The 18096-nt window shown below is 60.4% G+C and carries 22 protein-coding genes; 19 read left to right on the top strand and 3 right to left on the bottom strand.

Going from position 1 to position 18096, the window contains the following annotated elements; all coding sequences use genetic code 11:
- The first annotated feature begins 101 nt into the window (after positions 1-101).
- From WC392_10945 to WC392_10965, 5 genes are all read left to right on the top strand, one after another.
- Complete coding sequence (locus tag WC392_10945) at positions 102-557, top strand: DUF971 domain-containing protein (protein MFA5242877.1); 456 nt, start codon at positions 102-104, stop codon at positions 555-557.
- 39 nt (positions 558-596) lie between these two features.
- Entirely contained in the window at positions 597-1334 is a 738-nt protein-coding gene (gene ubiE / locus WC392_10950) for a bifunctional demethylmenaquinone methyltransferase/2-methoxy-6-polyprenyl-1,4-benzoquinol methylase UbiE (GenBank protein MFA5242878.1), read from the top strand.
- A gap of 62 nt (positions 1335-1396) precedes the next feature.
- A complete protein-coding gene (locus tag WC392_10955; protein MFA5242879.1) occupies positions 1397-1939 on the top strand; it encodes an SCP2 sterol-binding domain-containing protein in 543 nt (180 codons plus the stop codon).
- Between the two features lies 1 nt (position 1940).
- Positions 1941-3473 carry a ubiquinone biosynthesis regulatory protein kinase UbiB gene (ubiB, locus tag WC392_10960; protein MFA5242880.1) on the top strand — a complete coding sequence of 511 codons (1533 nt, stop codon included), beginning with the start codon at positions 1941-1943 and terminating at the stop codon, positions 3471-3473.
- Positions 3474-3484: 11 nt separating this feature from the next.
- A complete protein-coding gene (locus WC392_10965) occupies positions 3485-4990 on the top strand; it encodes a sodium:solute symporter family protein (GenBank protein ID MFA5242881.1) in 1506 nt (501 codons plus the stop codon).
- 46 nt (positions 4991-5036) lie between these two features.
- Here WC392_10965 and WC392_10970 read toward each other — a convergent pair whose 3' ends face one another.
- A complete protein-coding gene (locus WC392_10970; protein MFA5242882.1) occupies positions 5037-6011 on the bottom strand; it encodes a DHH family phosphoesterase in 975 nt (324 codons plus the stop codon).
- An 8-nt stretch (positions 6012-6019) separates the two neighbouring features.
- On the opposite strand from WC392_10970, the gene WC392_10975 reads away from it, so the two are divergent.
- The 7 genes from WC392_10975 (at position 6020) to WC392_11005 (ending at position 10824) form a co-directional block, all read left to right on the top strand.
- On the top strand, positions 6020-6370 hold the full coding sequence (locus tag WC392_10975) for a nucleotide pyrophosphohydrolase (protein ID MFA5242883.1): 351 nt from the start codon (positions 6020-6022) through the stop codon (positions 6368-6370).
- 161 nt (positions 6371-6531) lie between these two features.
- Positions 6532-6840: a (2Fe-2S) ferredoxin domain-containing protein gene (locus WC392_10980; protein MFA5242884.1), complete on the top strand. Its 309-nt coding sequence runs from the start codon at positions 6532-6534 to the stop codon at positions 6838-6840.
- Positions 6841-6916: 76 nt separating this feature from the next.
- Positions 6917-7162 (top strand): type II toxin-antitoxin system prevent-host-death family antitoxin, encoded by a 246-nt coding sequence (locus WC392_10985; protein MFA5242885.1) that lies wholly within the window; start codon positions 6917-6919, stop codon positions 7160-7162.
- Entirely contained in the window at positions 7159-7545 is a 387-nt protein-coding gene (locus WC392_10990) for a type II toxin-antitoxin system VapC family toxin (GenBank protein MFA5242886.1), read from the top strand. The genes WC392_10985 and WC392_10990 overlap by 4 nt, the downstream gene beginning before the upstream one ends.
- Positions 7546-7589: 44 nt before the next feature.
- Positions 7590-8483, top strand: a complete 894-nt coding sequence (locus tag WC392_10995) for an ATP-binding cassette domain-containing protein (protein MFA5242887.1) — start codon at positions 7590-7592, stop codon at positions 8481-8483.
- A complete protein-coding gene (locus tag WC392_11000; GenBank protein MFA5242888.1) occupies positions 8480-9268 on the top strand; it encodes an ABC transporter permease in 789 nt (262 codons plus the stop codon). Before WC392_10995 ends, WC392_11000 begins: the two co-directional genes overlap by 4 nt.
- A 218-nt stretch (positions 9269-9486) precedes the next feature.
- On the top strand, positions 9487-10824 hold the full coding sequence (locus tag WC392_11005; protein ID MFA5242889.1) for a DEAD/DEAH box helicase: 1338 nt from the start codon (positions 9487-9489) through the stop codon (positions 10822-10824).
- 44 nt (positions 10825-10868) lie between these two features.
- On the opposite strand, the gene WC392_11010 is transcribed toward WC392_11005, so the two are convergent.
- Together WC392_11010 and WC392_11015 are read right to left on the bottom strand one after the other, a co-directional pair.
- A complete protein-coding gene (locus WC392_11010) occupies positions 10869-11252 on the bottom strand; it encodes a DUF2784 domain-containing protein (protein ID MFA5242890.1) in 384 nt (127 codons plus the stop codon).
- Positions 11253-11282: 30 nt separating this feature from the next.
- Positions 11283-11960 carry a YceH family protein gene (locus WC392_11015; protein ID MFA5242891.1) on the bottom strand — a complete coding sequence of 226 codons (678 nt, stop codon included), beginning with the start codon at positions 11958-11960 and terminating at the stop codon, positions 11283-11285.
- 122 nt (positions 11961-12082) lie between these two features.
- Between WC392_11015 and WC392_11020 the strand changes: the two genes are divergently transcribed.
- The 7 genes from WC392_11020 (at position 12083) to ahpF (ending at position 17938) form a co-directional block, all read left to right on the top strand.
- Positions 12083-12763, top strand: coding sequence for a class I SAM-dependent methyltransferase (locus tag WC392_11020; protein ID MFA5242892.1), 681 nt, complete (start codon positions 12083-12085; stop codon positions 12761-12763).
- The gene (locus WC392_11025) at positions 12756-13169 is read left to right on the top strand and encodes a CoA-binding protein (GenBank protein MFA5242893.1); all 414 of its coding nucleotides are present in this window, start codon (positions 12756-12758) and stop codon (positions 13167-13169) included. The genes WC392_11020 and WC392_11025 overlap by 8 nt, the downstream gene beginning before the upstream one ends.
- A 1-nt stretch (position 13170) precedes the next feature.
- A complete protein-coding gene (gene dapF / locus WC392_11030) occupies positions 13171-14001 on the top strand; it encodes a diaminopimelate epimerase (protein MFA5242894.1) in 831 nt (276 codons plus the stop codon).
- 18 nt (positions 14002-14019) lie between these two features.
- Complete coding sequence (locus tag WC392_11035) at positions 14020-14694, top strand: DUF484 family protein (GenBank protein MFA5242895.1); 675 nt, start codon at positions 14020-14022, stop codon at positions 14692-14694.
- Complete coding sequence (gene xerC / locus WC392_11040) at positions 14694-15605, top strand: tyrosine recombinase XerC (protein MFA5242896.1); 912 nt, start codon at positions 14694-14696, stop codon at positions 15603-15605. The genes WC392_11035 and xerC overlap by 1 nt, the downstream gene beginning before the upstream one ends.
- Before the next feature lie 113 nt (positions 15606-15718).
- On the top strand, positions 15719-16288 hold the full coding sequence (gene ahpC / locus WC392_11045; protein ID MFA5242897.1) for an alkyl hydroperoxide reductase subunit C: 570 nt from the start codon (positions 15719-15721) through the stop codon (positions 16286-16288).
- Positions 16289-16393: 105 nt separating this feature from the next.
- Positions 16394-17938, top strand: a complete 1545-nt coding sequence (gene ahpF / locus WC392_11050) for an alkyl hydroperoxide reductase subunit F (GenBank protein MFA5242898.1) — start codon at positions 16394-16396, stop codon at positions 17936-17938.
- The last annotated feature ends 158 nt before the right edge of the window (positions 17939-18096 follow it).

An 18096-nucleotide genomic window follows, 5' to 3' on the forward strand; every position in this document is an offset into this window, starting at 1 on the left:
GAACCGGATGGCAACCATGTAGCAGTGCATGATGCCCCGCATGATTGGCGCGGCACCGGTTCTCGGTTATGATTTACCCCAAATTTTTGAGGAATGTTTAAATGAGCGGTCTCGATCAAAACACCCCCCGCCCTACCGAAATCAAGTTGCACCAGAAATCCCGCGAACTGGAAATCGCCTTTTCCGACGGTAAAATTTTTCATCTGCCTTGTGAGTTTCTGCGTGTTTACTCGCCTTCCGCCGAAGTGCGTGGTCACGGACCGGGGCAGGAAACCTTGCAGACCGGCAAGCGGGAAGTGGAAATCAATGGCATCGAACCGGTGGGCAATTACGCCGTGGTGTTGCGTTTTTCCGATGGGCACGACAGCGGGATTTACTCCTGGGACTACCTCCATGATCTGGGCATGAGCCAGGAAGCCCTGTGGCAGAATTATCTGGACCGCCTGCAGGCTGCCGGTGCCAGCCGGGAGTCACCGGTACACGAAGCCATTGCCAAGAAATCCGGCGGTTGCGGCTCCGGGGGCTGTGGTTCGGGTGGTTGCGGCAGCAAGGGATAATTCGCAATAGCAAGAGATAATCAAGGGAACGGGTTAGTAATGAGCGATAAAACCACACACTTCGGCTTCGCGACGGTCGCCGAGGAAGAAAAGGCAAGCAAGGTCGCGGAAGTTTTTCATTCTGTAGCCAGCCGCTATGACCTTATGAATGATGTGATGTCGGGTGGCCTGCATCGCCTGTGGAAAATTTTCACCATCGAGCAAAGCGGTGTTCGCACTGGCGGCAAGGTGCTGGATGTCGCTGGTGGCAGTGCCGATCTGTCGCTGCAGTTTGCGAAAAAAGTCGGCCCCACCGGCCAGGTCATTCTCACCGACATCAACAGTTCCATGCTGACCGTGGGCCGCGACCGGCTGATGGATGGCGGATTCAATCCCACCGCGGCACAGTGCGATGGCGAGAAACTGCCTTTCCCGAGTAACTATTTCGACTGTGTGACGGTGGCTTTCGGCCTGCGCAACATGACCCACAAGGATGCGGCGCTGAAGGAAATGTACCGCGTCATCAAGCCCGGCGGACGGGTGCTGGTGCTGGAGTTTTCCCGGATTGCCGCGCCGTTGCGCCCTTTTTATGATTTTTATTCCTTCAAACTGCTGCCGGTCATGGGTAAATTGATCGCCAACGATGAAGCGAGTTATCGTTACCTGGCCGAATCCATCCGCATGCACCCGGATCAGGACACCCTCAAGCAGATGATGGAAGAGGCCGGCCTTGAGCGGGTGGAATACTTCAATCTCACTGGCGGCGTGGTGGCCCTGCACAAGGGTTTCAAGCTCTGAGCCCTGCCGAACCACCCCTTCTTCTGACGGCCCAGGCTTTCGCGGCGACCTTCAACCATCTGCTGCAAAGTCAGCCCTGGTCGCAGGAGCGCCTGCAGCGTCACGCCGGCAAAACCCTCCGGGTCAACCTGCCACCCCTGCTGCTGCTTGTCAGTATTGAGCCGGACGGCATGATTGCCGCCGCCCCGGAAGGGGCGGAACCCGACGCCATCCTTGGCGTTTCCCCGCTTGCATTGCTGCACATGCTGTCTTCGCGGCCTACGCCGCAGGAGTTGGTGCACACCGCGGGAGACGCAACCCTGGCGGTGGATTTCGGCAATATCCTGCAGAATCTGCGCTGGGATGCGGAAGAGGATTTGAGCAAGGTATTCGGCGATGTGCTGGGCCATCGCATGGCCAGCACCGGCGCGAGCCTGCTGCTGCAAACGCGGCAGGCGGCGGAGAGCCTGGCTGCCAATCTGGTCGAATACTGGAGCGAGGAAAAGCCGCTATTGGCCAGACGCATGGATATAGAAGACTTTATCAGGGAAGTGGACACTGTGCGCGATGCGGCGGAGCGGCTGGAAAAACGGGTGGAGCGGTTGATGCAAAGGGCGGAATCGTAGAATGCGGTTACTGCGCCTGATCAAAATATTGCACGTGGTATTCCGCTTTGGCCTGGAGGAGTTTTTCCTCGGCCACGAACGCTTTCGCATTCTGCGCCCGTTGGTCAAGCTGGCACTGTTCTGGCGGCCAATCAAAGCGCCGCGCGCCGAACGTTTGCGTCTGGCGCTGGAGGCGCTGGGGCCGATTTTCGTCAAATTCGGCCAGTTGCTCTCGACCCGGCGCGACCTGGTCCCCCTCGATATTGCCAACGAGCTGGCCAAATTGCAGGACCGGGTGCCGCCTTTCCCCACGGCACAAGCGCTGGAAGTGTTGTACAAGGTTTATGGCAGGCCGGTAAGCGAGGTGTTTTCCGAGTTCGACGAAGTTCCCATCGCGTCCGCTTCGGTGGCTCAGGTTCACCTTGCCGTGCTCAAAAATGGCCGCCGTGCGGCGGTAAAAATCCTGCGCCCCGGCATTGCGCCCCTGATCGACAAGGATATTGACCTGCTGTATGTCGGCGGCGGTCTGATCGAAACCCTGTGGGCTGACGGAAAACGCCTCAAGCCACGCGAGGTGGTGGCGGAATTCGAAAAACATCTGCACGACGAGCTTGACCTGATGCGCGAGGCTGCCAGCGCTTCCCAGCTGCGGCGCAACTTCGATGGATCGGATCTGCTGGTGGTGCCGGAAGTGTTCTGGGATTACTGCCATACCGGGGTGATGGTGATGGAGTGGATGGACGGCACGCCCATCAGCCAGGTCGACAAGCTGCGCGAGCTGGGGGTGAATATTCCCAAGCTGGCCTGCGCCGGTGTGGAAATTTTCTTCACCCAGGTATTCCGCGACGGCTTTTTTCATGCCGACATGCACCCCGGCAACATCCTGGTGGCACCCGACGGGCGCTATATCGCCCTCGACTTCGGCATCATGGGCACCCTTACCGATGTTGACAGAAACTATCTGGCGCAGAATTTTCTCGCCTTCTTCCGCCGCGATTACAAACGCGTTGCACAGGCTCATATCGAGTCTGGCTGGGCGCCGAAGGGCACCCGGGTGGACGAGTTCGAAGCGGCGATCCGCGCCGTGTGCGAACCGGCTTTCGACCGCCCGCTCAAGGAAATCTCCTTCGGACGCGTATTGCTGGGGCTGTTCCAGGCCTCGCGCCGCTTCAACGTGGAAATCCAGCCGCAGCTGGTGCTGCTGCAGAAAACCCTGCTCAATATCGAGGGCCTGGGGCGCGAGCTCGATCCCGATCTCGACCTGTGGCAGACCGCCAAGCCTTACCTGGAACGCTGGATGTCGGAGCAGATCGGCTGGCGCGGGCTGGTGAATGCGCTCAAGACCGAGGCGCCGAACTGGGCCGGCATCCTGCCGCAACTGCCGCGTCTCGCCCATGCCTGGCTGGGGCGGGACCATGAAAGCGATGTCCTGCGTCTGCGCATCGAGATGGAGGCCCGCGAACGCCGCGAGCAGCGCCGTTTCTGGCTGCTGGCCGTGCTTCTGACCCTGGTCCTGCTGACACAGGTGTTGCCGTGGACCACGCTGCTGGAATAGAGTCTCAAGGCATGCTGCTCTGGTATCTGGTTCTCTACCTGCTGGTTTCCATCGGCATCGGCCTGTATGCCGCCACCCGGGTTCACAGCGCGCGGGATTACGTGGTCGCCGGCCGTCACCTGCCGCTGTATATCGTCACCGCCACGGTATTTGCCACCTGGTTCGGCTCGGAAGCGGTGCTGGGCATTTCCGCCAAATTCGTTCAGGACGGTCTCAAGGGCATCGTGGAAGATCCTTTTGGCGCCAGCATGTGCCTGATTCTGGTGGGCATGTTTTTTGCCGCCAAACTCTACAAACTGAATTTGCTGACCATCGGCGATTACTACCGCCAGCGCTACAATCGCACGGTTGAAATACTGACCAGCACGGCGATCGTGATTTCCTATCTGGGCTGGGTTTCGGCCCAGATTATCGCCCTGGGGCTGGTCTTTTCCATTGTTTCGGGCGGCGCCATCTCAAACAGCGACGGCATGATCATCGGTGCCGCGATCGTGCTGATTTATACCTTGTTCGGCGGCATGTGGTCGGTGGCGCTGACGGACTTCTTCCAGATGAGCATTATCGTGGTGGGCCTGCTGTATATCGCCTATCTGGTCAGCGACATGGCGGGTGGCGTTGGCAGGGTGGTGGCGCACGCGCACACGGCGGGAAAATTCGAGTTCTGGCCGGCACTTGAGACCCGGGACGTGCTGGCATTCGTCGCCGCGTGGGTCACCATGATGTTCGGCTCCATTCCCCAGCAGGACGTATTTCAGCGCGTCATGTCGGCGCGCAGCGGGAAGATTGCCGTGACGGGGGCGATTCTGGGCGGCATCCTGTATTTCGTGTTCGCCTTCATTCCCCTGTTCCTGGCCTACTCCGCCAGCCTGGTGGATCCGGTCATGGTGACCGGGCTGATCGAGAAAGATCCGCAACTGATCCTGCCCAGCCTGATTCTCAACCACATGCCAATTCTTGCCCAGGTGATGTTTTTCGGCGCGTTGTTGTCCGCCATCATGAGCACGGCGAGCGGCACCCTGCTTGCTCCATCGGTAACCTTCACCGAAAACATTCTGAAAAACATCATTGGTCATCAGAGCGATCGCCGTTTTTTATGGACCATGCGCCTGGTAGTGGTTTGCTTTGCGGTGATCGTCACCTTGTTTGCGCTCAATTCCAACGCGAGTATCTACGACATGGTGAGCAATGCCTACAAGGTGACGCTGGTCATGGCTTTCGTGCCCCTGGTGTTCGGGCTGTACTGGAAGCGCGCCAATACCCAGGGCGCCCTGTTCGCCATTACTGCCGGGTTGACAAGCTGGCTGCTGTTGGAAGTTTTCAATCCGGATGGCCTGTGGCCGCCGCAACTGGTCGGGCTGCTTGCCAGTGTGGCCGGCATGCTGGCCGGCTCGCTGCTGCCCCATTTCGCCGGCAAACCCACGCCGCTCGAACCCGATCACGCCGCATTGCATCACCATGCGGCGGCGCAGACAGGCCATGTGGTTGAACGCCTGAACCCGCCGCACAGCAAGCTTTAAGCCCAGGCTTCGGACCTTGGCGTGAAACTCGCGAAGCGAGCCTTCGTTAGGTCGTGCTCCCGGTTTGCTGGAAAGCGCCCGCAAAGCAGGTCAGGAAACGTTCCAGCTTCTTTTCTGGCAGGTGGTTGATCCCGGCCGCCCCCTTGCGCCCGCCGCCGCTCTCGAACTGGCGGCACAGCTCGTCCGCACCGGTCGGCTTGACGCGCGGTGCGCGCACGCTGACCAGATAGCCGCCGCCGGCTTTTTGTGTCAGCACTGCATGGGCGAAGGCGGGTTCGTCCTGCGCCAGCAGGTTGCCGAATACCCCGCTGACGCGCCGCGCCCAAGGCTGGCCGGGGAGCAGGTAGACGCTGCCGGACGGGTAGTCCCGCTCTGGCTGGAGCGCGCGGGCCAGCTTCATGTCCGCCGTATAGCCCTGTTTCAGGGTGGCAAAGATGGTTTCCCCGGCGATGAAAGAGAAAGGGTCTGCATAGGCGTGCAGGCGGCGGTACAGTTCGGCGGGGTGAAAAAAGAGATCGTCAACGCTTTCGCCATAGGCATTGTAGTTGAGGTATTCGCCCAGTTCGCGTAGCGCGGTCAGTTGATCTTCGGACAGGTTCAGGGGTGCGGCGGCAAGCCGGGCGCTGTCCGGCAGGCCGTCGCCGAACGCTGCGGCCACCGCCCAGGCGCGGAAGCGGCCCGCCAGCATGGCATCCACCAGCAGGCTGGTGCAGGTAGCGGGGGAGGGATCGATTGTCGCGCGTAGCGCAGGGTGCGCCGGAATCTCGCCGGCAAAGTGGTGATCAAGGTAAACCACTTCAACACCATGATCAAGCAGGGATTTCAGCGCCGCACGGTTTTTGTCGAGCGAAATATCGAGTGCGGTGACCCGGTCGCCCGCCTGTGCATGAACCTGTTTCAACAGGTCGATATCACGCTTTATCCCGGTAATGAGCAGGCTGTCGCAAGGCTCGGCCAGACGCAGCTGATGCAGCGCGCAGATGCCGTCGGCATCGCCATTGAAGACGTCGTAATGGGTCATGGGCTGATATGATACACATTTTTGGCGGGGGTTCTGCGATGGAGGGGCATGGTCTGGATAGCTTGCGCGACGAGTTGCGGAAATTTGCCGCTGCGCGCGACTGGGAACAGTTTCACACCCCGAAGAATCTCGCCATGGCCCTGATTGTCGAGGCGGCGGAACTGGTCGAGCCGTTCCAGTGGCTGACGCCCGAACAGAGCCAGGAACTTTCGCCGGAAAAGCTGGAAGCCGTGCGCCAGGAATGTGCCGACATCCTGATTTACCTCACCCGCTTTGCCGACATGCTGGGCATCGACCTGCTCGATGCCGCGCGCGACAAGCTGGTGATCAATGCCGCCAAGTATCCGGCGCCGAAATGAGCTGAAAAGCGATTAACCACGGAGAACACGGAGCAAAACCGAATTGCATGGCGTTGGCTCTATCCGCTAGGTTAATCCCTGTATGGCCCTAATGGCCTTTCTCCGTGCTCTCCGTGTTCTCCGTGGTTAAAATACCTTTTTTAGAGAGAATTAAATAATCCATGAGCTATTTCGAAAAACACGTATTTTTCTGCACCAACCAGCGCGAGGACGGCCAGTCGTGCTGCGCCAACCATGATGCCCAGGCAATGCGCGACCATGCCAAGGGGCGGATCAAGAAACTGGATATGAACGGCCCGGGCAAGGTGCGCATCAACAGCGCCGGCTGCCTCGACCGCTGCGGTGAGGGGCCGGTGCTGGTGGTGTACCCGGAAGCGGTGTGGTACACCTACGTCGACCAGTCGGACATCGATGAAATCGTCGACAGCCATCTGGTCGGCAACCAGGTGGTGGAACGGCTCAAGATCTGAAGTAGCCATCGGCTTCTTGAACTTGCACGTTATCATGATAAACTAAGTCCATTAAACTAAGTTAAACTGGATTGCCATGCAAACAGTCAATATCCACGAAGCCAAAACCCAGCTTTCGCGCCTGGTCGAGCAGGCGGTAGAGGGGGATTCCTTCATCATCGCCAAGGCCGGAAAACCACTGGTCAAGGTGACCCGGCTGGATGCGCCTTCAGCCGGACAAGTCCGCAGGCTGGGCTTCATGGCGGGCCAGATCAGGGTGCCTGATGATTTTGACCGCATGGGCAGCGGAGAAATCGAGCGGCTCTTCGGAGGGGAAGAATGAAGCTGTTGCTGGATACCCACTTGCTGCTATGGGCGGCCGGTTCGCCCGAGCAGTTGCCTGCAGCGGCGCGCCCCCTGCTGGAAGACCCGCAGAATGAATTGCTCTTCAGCGCGGCCAGCCTTTGGGAAATTGCCATCAAACGCGGCCTTGGGCGCTCCGATTTTCAGGTGGATGCAAGGGTGCTGCGCCGGGGGCTGCTGGACAATGGCTATCAGGAATTGGCCATCGGCAGCGAGCACGCCGTTTCCATTGATAGTTTGCCGCCACTCCATAAAGACCCGTTCGACCGGATGCTGGTTGCGCAAGCAACCGTCGAAGGCATTACATTGCTGACGGCGGATACCTGGGTGGCGCAATACCCGGGTCCGATACGGCAGGTCTGATTCTGAATCCGCTGATTTCAACGGGAAGAAAGGCGTTGTCGCCAGTGCTTTCCGCAACGGGCCTTTTCAAGCGCTATGGCGCCAGCGAAGTGGTCGCGGGCCTCGATCTGGCGCTGGCGCCGGGCGAGTGCTTCGGCCTGCTCGGCCCCAACGGCGCGGGCAAGACCACCACGCTGCGGCTGCTGCTGGGCCTGACCCGGCCGGATGGCGGCACGATTTCGCTGCTGGGTCTGCCGGTGCCCGAGAAAGCGCGCGAAGCGCGGCTCAAGGTCGGGGTGGTGCCGCAGGTGGATAGTCTCGACCCGGATTTCACGGTGACCGAAAACCTGCTGGTTTATGGCCGGTACTTCGGCCTCAAGGATCACGAGATCCGGGCGCGCATTCCGGCCCTGCTTGAATTCGCCGAACTGGAGAGCAAGGCGGAGGCCAGCATCGAATCTCTCTCCGGCGGCATGAAGCGGCGCCTGACCCTGGCGCGCGCGCTGGTCAACGATCCCGACGTGATCTTTCTCGACGAGCCCACCACTGGCCTCGACCCGCAGGCACGCCATATGATGTGGCAGCGCCTGAGAAGATTGCTGAGCGAAGGCAAAACCATCCTGCTCACCACCCATTTCATGGAAGAAGCCGAGCGCCTGTGCGACCGCCTGCTGATCATGGACAAGGGCGTGGCGGTCACCACCGGCGCGCCACGCGACCTGATCGCGGAGCATATCGAGCCGCATGTGGTGGAAATCTACGGCGATGAAGGGACGTCGCACTGCGCCGGCTTCTGCCAGCGCCAGGAGCAGGTGGGAGAAACCCTGTTTTGCTACGCCGCCGACCCGCATGAACTGCTGGCCCAGTTGCAGCAGCAGTGCGAATTGCGCTATCTGCATCGCCCGTCCAACTTGGAGGACGTATTTCTGAAACTGACCGGCCGGGAGTTGCGGGAGTGACCAGCAAAACCGACTACCGGCTGCCCAACTTGAGCTGGCGCTTCATTTCCGTGTGGCGGCGCAATTTCCTGGTATGGCGCAAGCTGGCGATTCCCTCCATCCTGGGCAATCTCGCCGACCCGGCGTTCTACATGCTGGGTCTGGGCTACGGCCTGGGCAGCCTGCTGCCGCAGGTGGCCGGTGTTCCCTACATGACTTTTCTCGCCGCCGGCACGCTGTGCTACAGCACCATGAACAGTGCCACCTTCGAAAGCCTGTATTCCGCCTTTTCGCGCATGCACGTGCAGAAAACCTGGGACGCGATGCTCAACGCGCCGCTGGAGCTGGACGACGTGATGCTCGGCGAACTGGTGTGGGCGACGAGCAAGAGCGTGCTTTCCGGCGTGGCGATCCTGGTCATCATCCTGGCGCTGGGCCTGGCGGATTCCTGGCTGCTGCTGTGGACCCTGCCGCTCCTGGTGCTGATCGGCTTCTGTTTCACCGGGCTGGCGCTGGTGATGAACGCGCTTTCGCCCAATTACGATTTCTTCATGTATTACTTCACCCTGGCAATCACGCCCATGGTGCTGCTGTGCGGCGTGTTCTACCCGGTCGAGCAGCTGCCGGCCTTCCTGCAGACCGCCGCGAACTGGCTGCCGCTAACCCATGCCATCGCGCTGGCGCGGCCGCTGGTGCAAGGGGAATGGCCGCAGCAGGTGCTTGTTCATGCCGGCGTATTGCTGGCCTATGGGAGCGGCGGTTTTTATCTGGCATTGGTGCTGGTGCGGCGCAGGCTATTAAAATAGCCTGCTGAAATTATTACGCTTCGATTTTTCAGTCTGGCCCCCCAGGTTCTTCGGGCGCCGCAAAATTAGCCGCCAGCTTCATGCATCTGTTAAGATACCGCCCTGCGGCATTTGTCTCCAGTCCTTGCGCCGCGGCCCTTCCGGCTCATCAAACCCCCCATTCGTCCTAAGACTGGCGCCCAAAGCGGCGACAGGCCGATATTATTTTCAGGAATTCCATGTCTTTTTCTTCCCTCGGCCTGTCCGATGAAATCGTTCGTGCCGTCACCGAGCACGGCTACACCGTTCCCACCCCGATCCAGTTGCAGGCGATTCCCACCGTATTGATGGGTGGCGACCTGATGGGTGGCGCGCAGACCGGCACCGGCAAGACCGCCGGCTTTACCTTGCCGATTCTGCATCGCCTTTCGGTTGGCGGCGACAAGACACCACCCGGCGGCCATGCCCATATCCGGGCGCTGATGCTCACCCCGACGCGCGAACTTGCCGCGCAGGTGGAGGAAAGCGTGCGCACCTATGGCAAATATTTGAAACTCAAATCCATGGTGATGTTTGGCGGCGTCAATATCAACCCGCAGATTCAGCGCCTGCGCAGCCGCGTCGATATTCTGGTGGCCACGCCGGGCCGCCTGCTCGACCATCTGCAACAGAGAACGGTCGATCTTTCGCATGTCGAGATTCTGGTGCTGGACGAGGCCGACCGCATGCTGGACATGGGTTTCATCCGCGACATCAAGCGCGTGCTCGCGGTGCTGCCCAAGCATCGCCAGAACCTGCTGTTCTCCGCCACCTTCTCCGACGAGATCAAGGCGCTGGCGGACGGCTTGCTCAACAAACCGGTGCTGATCGAAGTGGCGCGCCGCAATGTCACCGCCGACACGGTGGCGCAGAAGGTTTACAAGGTCGACCGCGAAAGAAAGCGCGAGCTGCTCACCCTCCTGATCAAGGAGCACAACTGGCATCAGGTGCTGGTGTTCACGCGCACCAAGCACGGCGCCAACAAGCTGTCCGAGCAACTGACCAAGGAAGGTATCCCGGCTCTTGCCATTCACGGCAACAAGAGCCAGGCGGCGCGCACTCGCGCCCTGTCCGAATTCAAGAGCGGCAGCCTGCAGGTTCTGGTTGCCACCGATATCGCCGCCCGCGGCATCGACATCAGCGAACTGCCGCACGTGGTCAACTTCGAGCTTCCCAATGTGCCGGAAGATTACGTCCACCGCATCGGCCGCACCGGCCGCGCCGGATCGGAAGGTGAAGCCGTTTCGCTGGTGTGCATTGACGAAAAGAAACTGCTGTCGGATATCGAAAGGCTGATCAAGCGCGAGATACCCGAAGTGCTGGTGCCGGGCTTCGAACCCGATCCGTCGATCAAGGCCGAGCCGATCCTGAACGGGCAGAACCGGGGTGGCGGACAGCAACGCACAGGCGGCAGAAGTCAGCCTGGCGCTCGTTCCGGAAACCGCTCAGCAGCGCCATCCGCAGCCAGGCCCAAGGGGCCGGCAGGCAGTGGCGCCGGCAAGCCGCCGCTGCACCGCACCGGTGGGCGTGGCCGCTGATCGCGGCTAGCTCCTCTCCCCTGACAAGGGGAGGCCGGGAGGGGTTAGGGGGGCGAATTGCCCCCCTTTTTTTTACGCCGCGCAAACCAGAGCGAATAAACCAGCGCATTCAGGATCACCACGCCCAGCCCCAGAGCAAACTGCAACTCGCGCGTCAGACCGGCCGGGTAAATCAGGGGAAGGAGATAGTGTTCGATGAAGCCGCTGGCATAGCCCCGGCCGCCGCTTGCCTGCCGCAGCAGGTTTTCCAGCGGCGTGAGCGGACAGATCCAGCCGGTGAATTCGATCAGCGCCCCCCAGAGGGCTGCCGGCAGGTGCAGCCAGACCAGCCAGCGCCATTTGAGGGCAAAAAAGCCGCCCAGCACCACGAACAGGATGAAGGCGAAGTGGAGCAGGACGACCAGATCGGCGGCGATTTCATGCAACATCCCGAGGCGCGCTCCAGAATTTAGAACATGCTAGGCCGAGACGCCCAGTTCCGCATACAGCCGGGCCACCAGCGCCCGCAACTCGCCAACGTCAGCCTCGAGCCTCGTCACCTTGGCTTTCAGCGCAGAAATTTCGCCCAGTGAAATATCATTTGCCATGCCTGGCCCGGATGGCGTCGCCTGCGCGGACTCAGTGAGGGCCGGTTCCCCGCTCAACAGGTGCGCCCAGCGGTTCTCGCGCGCGCCGGGCTGGCGCGGCAATTCCACCACCAGCGCCCCTGCTTGCCGTTCGGCCAGTTCATGCAGAAACGCTTCGACCGCCGAGATGTCGGAAAATTTATGCAGCCGCTCGCTATTGAGGCGCAGTTCGCCCGCCGTTTGCGGGCCGCGCAGCATCAGCGTGACCAGCAGGGCCACCGACTGCGATGGCACCTGCAATACCCGCTCGATATTGTGGGCATAGCGCTGCACCCGCCCGCCGCTCGACTCCACCACCAGCGTCAGCGCCCTGAGGCTGTCGATCGCTATCAGCACGTCCGCTTCGCTGGCCTCGATCACCGGGTCGCGGCTGGTTTTCTGGTTGCAGCCTGAGATCATCGCATTCAGCGTCAGGGGATAAGTGTCCGGCACGGTATGCTGCTTCTCGGCGAGCACGCCAAGAACGCGCGTTTCAAGCAGGGAAAGGATGGGCAGGCTGGAGCTGGTCATGATTGGCGTTTCACAAAAGGATTATTATGCACGCCGACCGTTGTCGTGAATATGAATCATCGCGAGTTATACTCTCGGCATAGACGTTAGCGCGTAGTCAGCAACATTCAGAAATCACGAGCATGGACCCATTACTGCGTCACCGTATCCCCGAACCCGAGCTGATGAATGACCCTATGCAGGCACGCGCCTATGCCGAGGCGGATTTTTCCGAGCCTCATCAGGCATTCGTCACCCATTTCCAGCGGCTGTTTCCTGATTTCTCCCCGTCACAGGCCATCGACCTGGGATGCGGTCCGGCGGACGTGACCCTGCGTTTTGCACGGGCATTTCCGGAATCCATCATTCTCGGCGTCGATGGCGCAAGCGCGATGCTTGCGTTGGGGCGCCAGGCCGTGGAGGCAGAGGGGCTTGCCCGACGCCTGAGACTGCAACAATCTTATCTGCCCGATACATTATTGCCGGCCAGCAACTTCGATGCTGTCATCAGCAACAGCCTGCTCCATCATCTCGACGATCCTGCCGTGCTGTGGCAGACTGTCCGGCACGTTGCCAGGCCCGGCGCGGCAGTACTGGTCATGGACCTGAAACGGCCGGCAAGCATTCAGGAAGCTCGGGGCCTGGCTATCCACTACGCAGCGGATGCGCCGCCCATATTGCAACATGATTTTTACCACTCGCTGCTTGCCGCCTATCGTCCCGACGAAGTGCGCCTGCAACTGGATGGGGCAGGACTATCGCAGCTGCGGGTCGAAGCTGTGAGCGATCGCCATGTGCTGATTTGGGGAATAATGGATGTTTGAAAACCCGGCGCCGGATGAAACCCGCGCCCTGCTGAAAAAAGTCCGCACCATTGCGGTGGTTGGCCTGTCTCCCCAGGCGGCTCGTCCCAGCTATTTTGTGTCCAGGGCGATGCAGGGCTTCGGCTACCGCATCATTCCGGTGCGCCCGGCAGTAAGCGAAGTGCTGGGAGAGAAAGCTTATGCCACTCTGGCCGACGTGCCCGAGCAAATCGACCTGGTGGACGTGTTCCGGGCGGCGGAGCATGTGGATGCCATCGTGGATGAATGTCTGCGCCTGAACATTCCTGCCATCTGGATCCAGGAAGGCATCGTCAACGAAGCCGCGGCGCAGAAGGCTCGTAATGCGGGCATGAGTGTGGTCATGGACCGCTGCATTTACAAGGATTACGTGGAGCTGTTTGCCTGACATGATGCTCAAATTCACCAAAATGCACGGACTGGGCAACGATTTTGTCGTCATTGACGCCATTTCGCAGCCTGTTTCCCTGAGCTCCGAGCAATTCCGCTTTCTTGCCGATCGCCATTTCGGCATCGGCTGCGACCAGATTTTGCTGGTGGAAAAATCCTCCGGCAGCGCCGCCGATTTCCGCTACCGCATTTTCAACGCCGATGGCGGCGAGGTCGAACAGTGCGGCAACGGGGCGCGCTGCTTTGTACGCTTCGTGCACGACAAGGGGCTGACGCAGAAAACCGAAATCAGCGTCGAAACCGCTTCAGGCACCATTTACCCGCGTCTGGAAGCGGATGGACAGGTCACGGTCAACATGGGCGCGCCGCGCTTCGAGCCGGAGCAAATTCCTTTTGCCGCGCCCCAGCGAGCGCTGACTTACCCGCTACCGGTGGATAATCGGACACTGGATATCAGTGCGCTTTCCATGGGCAATCCGCATGCGGTGCTGGTGGTACATGATGTGGATTCCGCGCCGGTCGGCGAACAAGGGCCGCGGATCGAAAACCACCTGGCTTTTCCGGCACGGGTCAATGTTGGCTTCATGCAAATCGTGGATCGCAGCCATATCCGGCTACGGGTATTCGAACGCGGCACGGGCGAAACCCTGGCCTGTGGAACGGGCGCCTGTGCCGCGGTGGTTGCCGGCATCACGCGCGACCTGCTGGATTCGCAAGTCACCGTCATCACGCGAGGCGGCGAACTTGTCATCCGCTGGCAGGGAGAGGGGCAGGCCGTGTGGATGACCGGTCCGGCTGAAACCGTATTTGAAGGCGAAATCCATCTTTAATCTTTTAGGATCAAAAAAATGAATTTGAGTGCAGAAGCCATTGTTGAATTCCTGCAGGAGAACCCGGCGTTCTTCGAGGACAAACCCGGCCTGCTGGAGCAGATCGTCATCCCCCATCCGCACGGCGGACGCGCCATTTCCCTGGCCGAGCGGCAGCAATTGCAGTTGCGCGAGAAAAACAAGCTGCTGGAATCCAAACTGCGCGAGCTGCTGCAATTCGGCGAGGAAAATGACGCCATCGGCGAGAAAGTTCATCGCTTCAGCCTCTCCCTGCTGACCGCGCGCACAATCGAATCCCTCCTGCCGACCATTACACTCAGCCTGCGCGACGATTTCGCCGTGCCGCATGTCGCCCTGCGCATCTGGGCTGCACCGGCACAAGTCACCGGGCAGGTCGAGTTTTCCGATGTCAGCGCCGACCTCAAGGCTTTCGCCGATACGCTGGTGCGCCCTTATTGCGATACCCAGCCTCCGTTTGAAGTCGCCTCATGGTTCGGCGATGTGGCCACCCTGCTGCAATCTTTTGCCGTGGTTGCCCTGCGCAGCGAGCACGCGTTTGGCCTGCTGGTGCTGGCGAGCGAGGATGCCCAGCGTTTCTACCCGGAAATGGGCACGCTGTATCTGAAACGCATCGGCGAACTGGTCACGGTTGCCCTCATGCCCTATATCAACGAGGACCGGGACGCCGCCTGATGAATACGGGAGAGGGCGGAGCTGCCGGTCACGGACTGCTGCAGGCCTACCTCTCCCATCTTCAGTACGAACGCCGCCTGTCGCCGCTGACGAGCAAAAACTATGGGCGCGACATCGAGGCGCTGCTTGGCCTGGCGGGTGAAACCCCGCTTGACCAGCTGCAAATCCACCACATCCGCCGTTTTGCCGCCCAGCTCCATGCCTCGGGCCTCGGCAGCCGCACCCTGGCGCGCATGCTTTCGGCGTGGCGCGGTTTTTATCAATATCTGGGCCGCCAGCACGCCTTTTCGCACAATCCCTGTGCCGGTCTCAGCGCGCCCAAGGCCGCAAAAACCCTGCCCCAGGCACTCTCCCCGGAGCAGGCCGCGCATCTGATGGAAGTGGAAGAGGACGGGCCGCTGGCCGTGCGCGACAAGGCCATGCTGGAACTCTTTTACTCCTCCGGCCTGCGTCTGGCCGAACTGGTCGGCACCAATCTGGAGGATATGGATTTCACCTCGGGCGAGATACGCGTGACCGGCAAAGGCAGCAAAACGCGCATCGTGCCGCTGGGGCGGCTTGCCATCGAAGCCGTCCAGGCCTGGCTGGCCTGCCGGACACAACTTGTTGCAGCAGGCGAACGGGCCGTGTTTATCGGCCAGCGCGGCACCCGGCTCTCGCCGCGCGCGGTGCAGTTGCGGATCAAGCAATGGGGCATCAAGCTTGGCATCAACGCCAGTGTCCACCCCCACATGCTGCGCCACTCCTTCGCCACTCATGTACTGCAATCCAGCGGCGACCTGAGGGCCGTGCAGGAAATGCTGGGGCACGCCAACATCTCGACTACCCAGGTCTATACCCATCTCGACTTCCAGCATCTGGCCAAGGTTTACGACGCGGCACACCCGCGGGCGAAAAAACGTCCAAAGTAATAGTCCTTGGCTATTGATTTAATATATACAATCAATTGGAGTTATTAAATCAAGGCGTTTAACATTCGTTTCAGCGTAGTGATTTATTTCAACCCAACCCAAGGAGAGTCCTGATGAATACCACCATGATCAACACCGAAGTTCAGCCATTCAAAGCCACCGCCTTCCACAACGGCAAGTTCGTGGATGTCACCGAAGCCTCGCTCAAGGGCAAGTGGTCGGTGATGTTTTTTTACCCGGCAGACTTCACCTTTGTCTGCCCGACCGAGCTGGGCGACCTGGCCGACAATTACGCCGAATTCCAGAAAATGGGGGTGGAAATTTACGCGGTCTCCACCGACACCCACTTCACTCACAAGGCCTGGCACGATACTTCCGAAACCATCGGCAAACTCCAGTTTCCGATGATCGGTGATCCGACCGGCACCATCAGCCGCAACTTTGGCGTGATGATCGAGGAAGCGGGTCTGGCAGAACGCGGCACCTTCGTCATGGATCCGGATGGCAAGATCCAGATCATCGAGATCAACGCCGGTGGCGTAGGCCGCGATGCGTCCGAATTGATCCGCAAGATCAAGGCCGTTCAATATGTTGCGGCACACCCGGGTGAAGTCTGCCCGGCCAAGTGGAAAGAAGGCGCGGCCACGCTGGCTCCGTCCCTGGACCTGGTCGGCAAGATCTGATCTGTTTTGCAGTTCCCGGAGTAAATTCCGGGAACTGGATTTCAACGCAAAGGCGCCAGTGCCGTAGCGGCGCCTTTCCATTGCAATCCACGTAGGGAGAAAATCATGCTCGATGCCACCGTCAAGACCCAGCTCGCCGCTTACCTCGAAAAACTTCAGCACCCCATCGAGCTCGTCGCCACGCTTGATGACAGCGATGCCGCGCTCCAGATGCGCGAGCTGCTCGCCGATATCGCCGCGCTTTCGCATCTCGTCAGCCTGCGCGAAGATGGCCATGATGCGCGCAAGCCTTCATTCACGGTCGGACGTTCCGGTGAGGCTGCGCGTATCCGCTTTGCCGGCATCCCCATGGGGCACGAATTCACCTCGCTGGTGCTGGCGTTGTTGCAGAGCGGCGGTCATCCGCCCAAGGTCGAGCCTGCGCTGATCGAGCAGATCAAGGCGATCCCCGGCAGCTTCCGCTTCGAGACCTTCATTTCCCTGTCCTGCCACAACTGCCCGGACGTGGTGCAGGCCCTGAACCTCATGGCCGTGCTCAATCCCGGTTTCGAGAGCGTGATGATCGATGGCGCGTTGTTCCAGGACGAAGTGAATACGCGCCAGATCATGGCCGTACCCAGCGTGTTCCTCAACGGCAAATCTTTCGGCCAGGGCCGCATGACGGTCGAGGAAATCGTTGCCAAGCTGGATACCGGCACGGCGGCTCGTGACTCAGAAAAACTGGACGCAAAAGAAGCTTTTGACGTGTTGGTCATCGGCGGCGGCCCCGCCGGCGCCGCGGCGGCGATCTATGCCGCACGCAAAGGCATTCGCACCGGCGTGGTGGCGGAGCGCTTCGGCGGCCAGGTGCTCGACACCCTGGCGATCGAGAATTTCATTTCCGTGCAGCACACCGAGGGCCCGAAGCTCGCCATGGCGCTGGAGCAGCATGTCAAGGAATACGAAGTGGATATCATGAACCTGCAACGTGCCGAGGCGCTGATCCCCGGCGAGGGCATGCACCAGGTGCGCCTTGCCAGTGGCGCCACCCTCAAGGCCAGGACCGTGGTGCTTGCCACCGGCGCGCGCTGGCGCGAAATGAATGTGCCGGGCGAGCAGGAATACCGGGGCAAGGGCGTGGCCTACTGCCCGCACTGCGACGGCCCGTTATTCAAGGGCAAGCGCGTGGCGGTGGTCGGCGGCGGCAACTCGGGCGTCGAGGCGGCGATTGATCTTGCGGGCATCGTGGCGCATGTCACCGTGCTCGAGTTCAACGACAAACTGCGCGCCGACGCGGTGCTGCAGAACAAGCTGAACAGCCTGCCCAATGTCACGGTGATCAGGAACGCCCTGACCAGCGAAGTTACCGGCGATGGCAACAAGCTCAATGGCCTGGTCTATACTGACCGGGTCAGCAAGGAAAGCCATCGCATTGAGCTTGAAGGTGTCTTCGTGCAGATCGGACTCTTGCCGAACACCGACTGGCTCAAGGGAACGCTCGATCTCTCCAGGTTTGGCGAGATTGAGGTTGATGCGCGCTGCCAGACTTCGCTGCCCGGTGTCTTTGCAGCAGGCGACGCGACCACTGTGCCCTACAAGCAGATCATCATCGCCATGGGCGAGGGCGCCAAGGCCAGTCTGTCGGCTTTTGACCACCTGATCCGCACCTAGGCACACCGTAGTTATTGACCTGGCCCTTAATGTCAGGGGATGTAGGAGGCCCGCCCCGGGCCGATCCAAGCGGCCAATCGCGGCGAGGGCGCCGCTCCTACCCGTGAATTTGGCGGCCAGGTTAATCAGCAATTTATGTGTTTTATTCTGACCAGGAG

It is taken from the genome of Sulfuricella sp., from assembly GCA_041651995.1.
In the GTDB taxonomy this organism is placed as follows: domain Bacteria; phylum Pseudomonadota; class Gammaproteobacteria; order Burkholderiales; family Sulfuricellaceae; genus Sulfurimicrobium.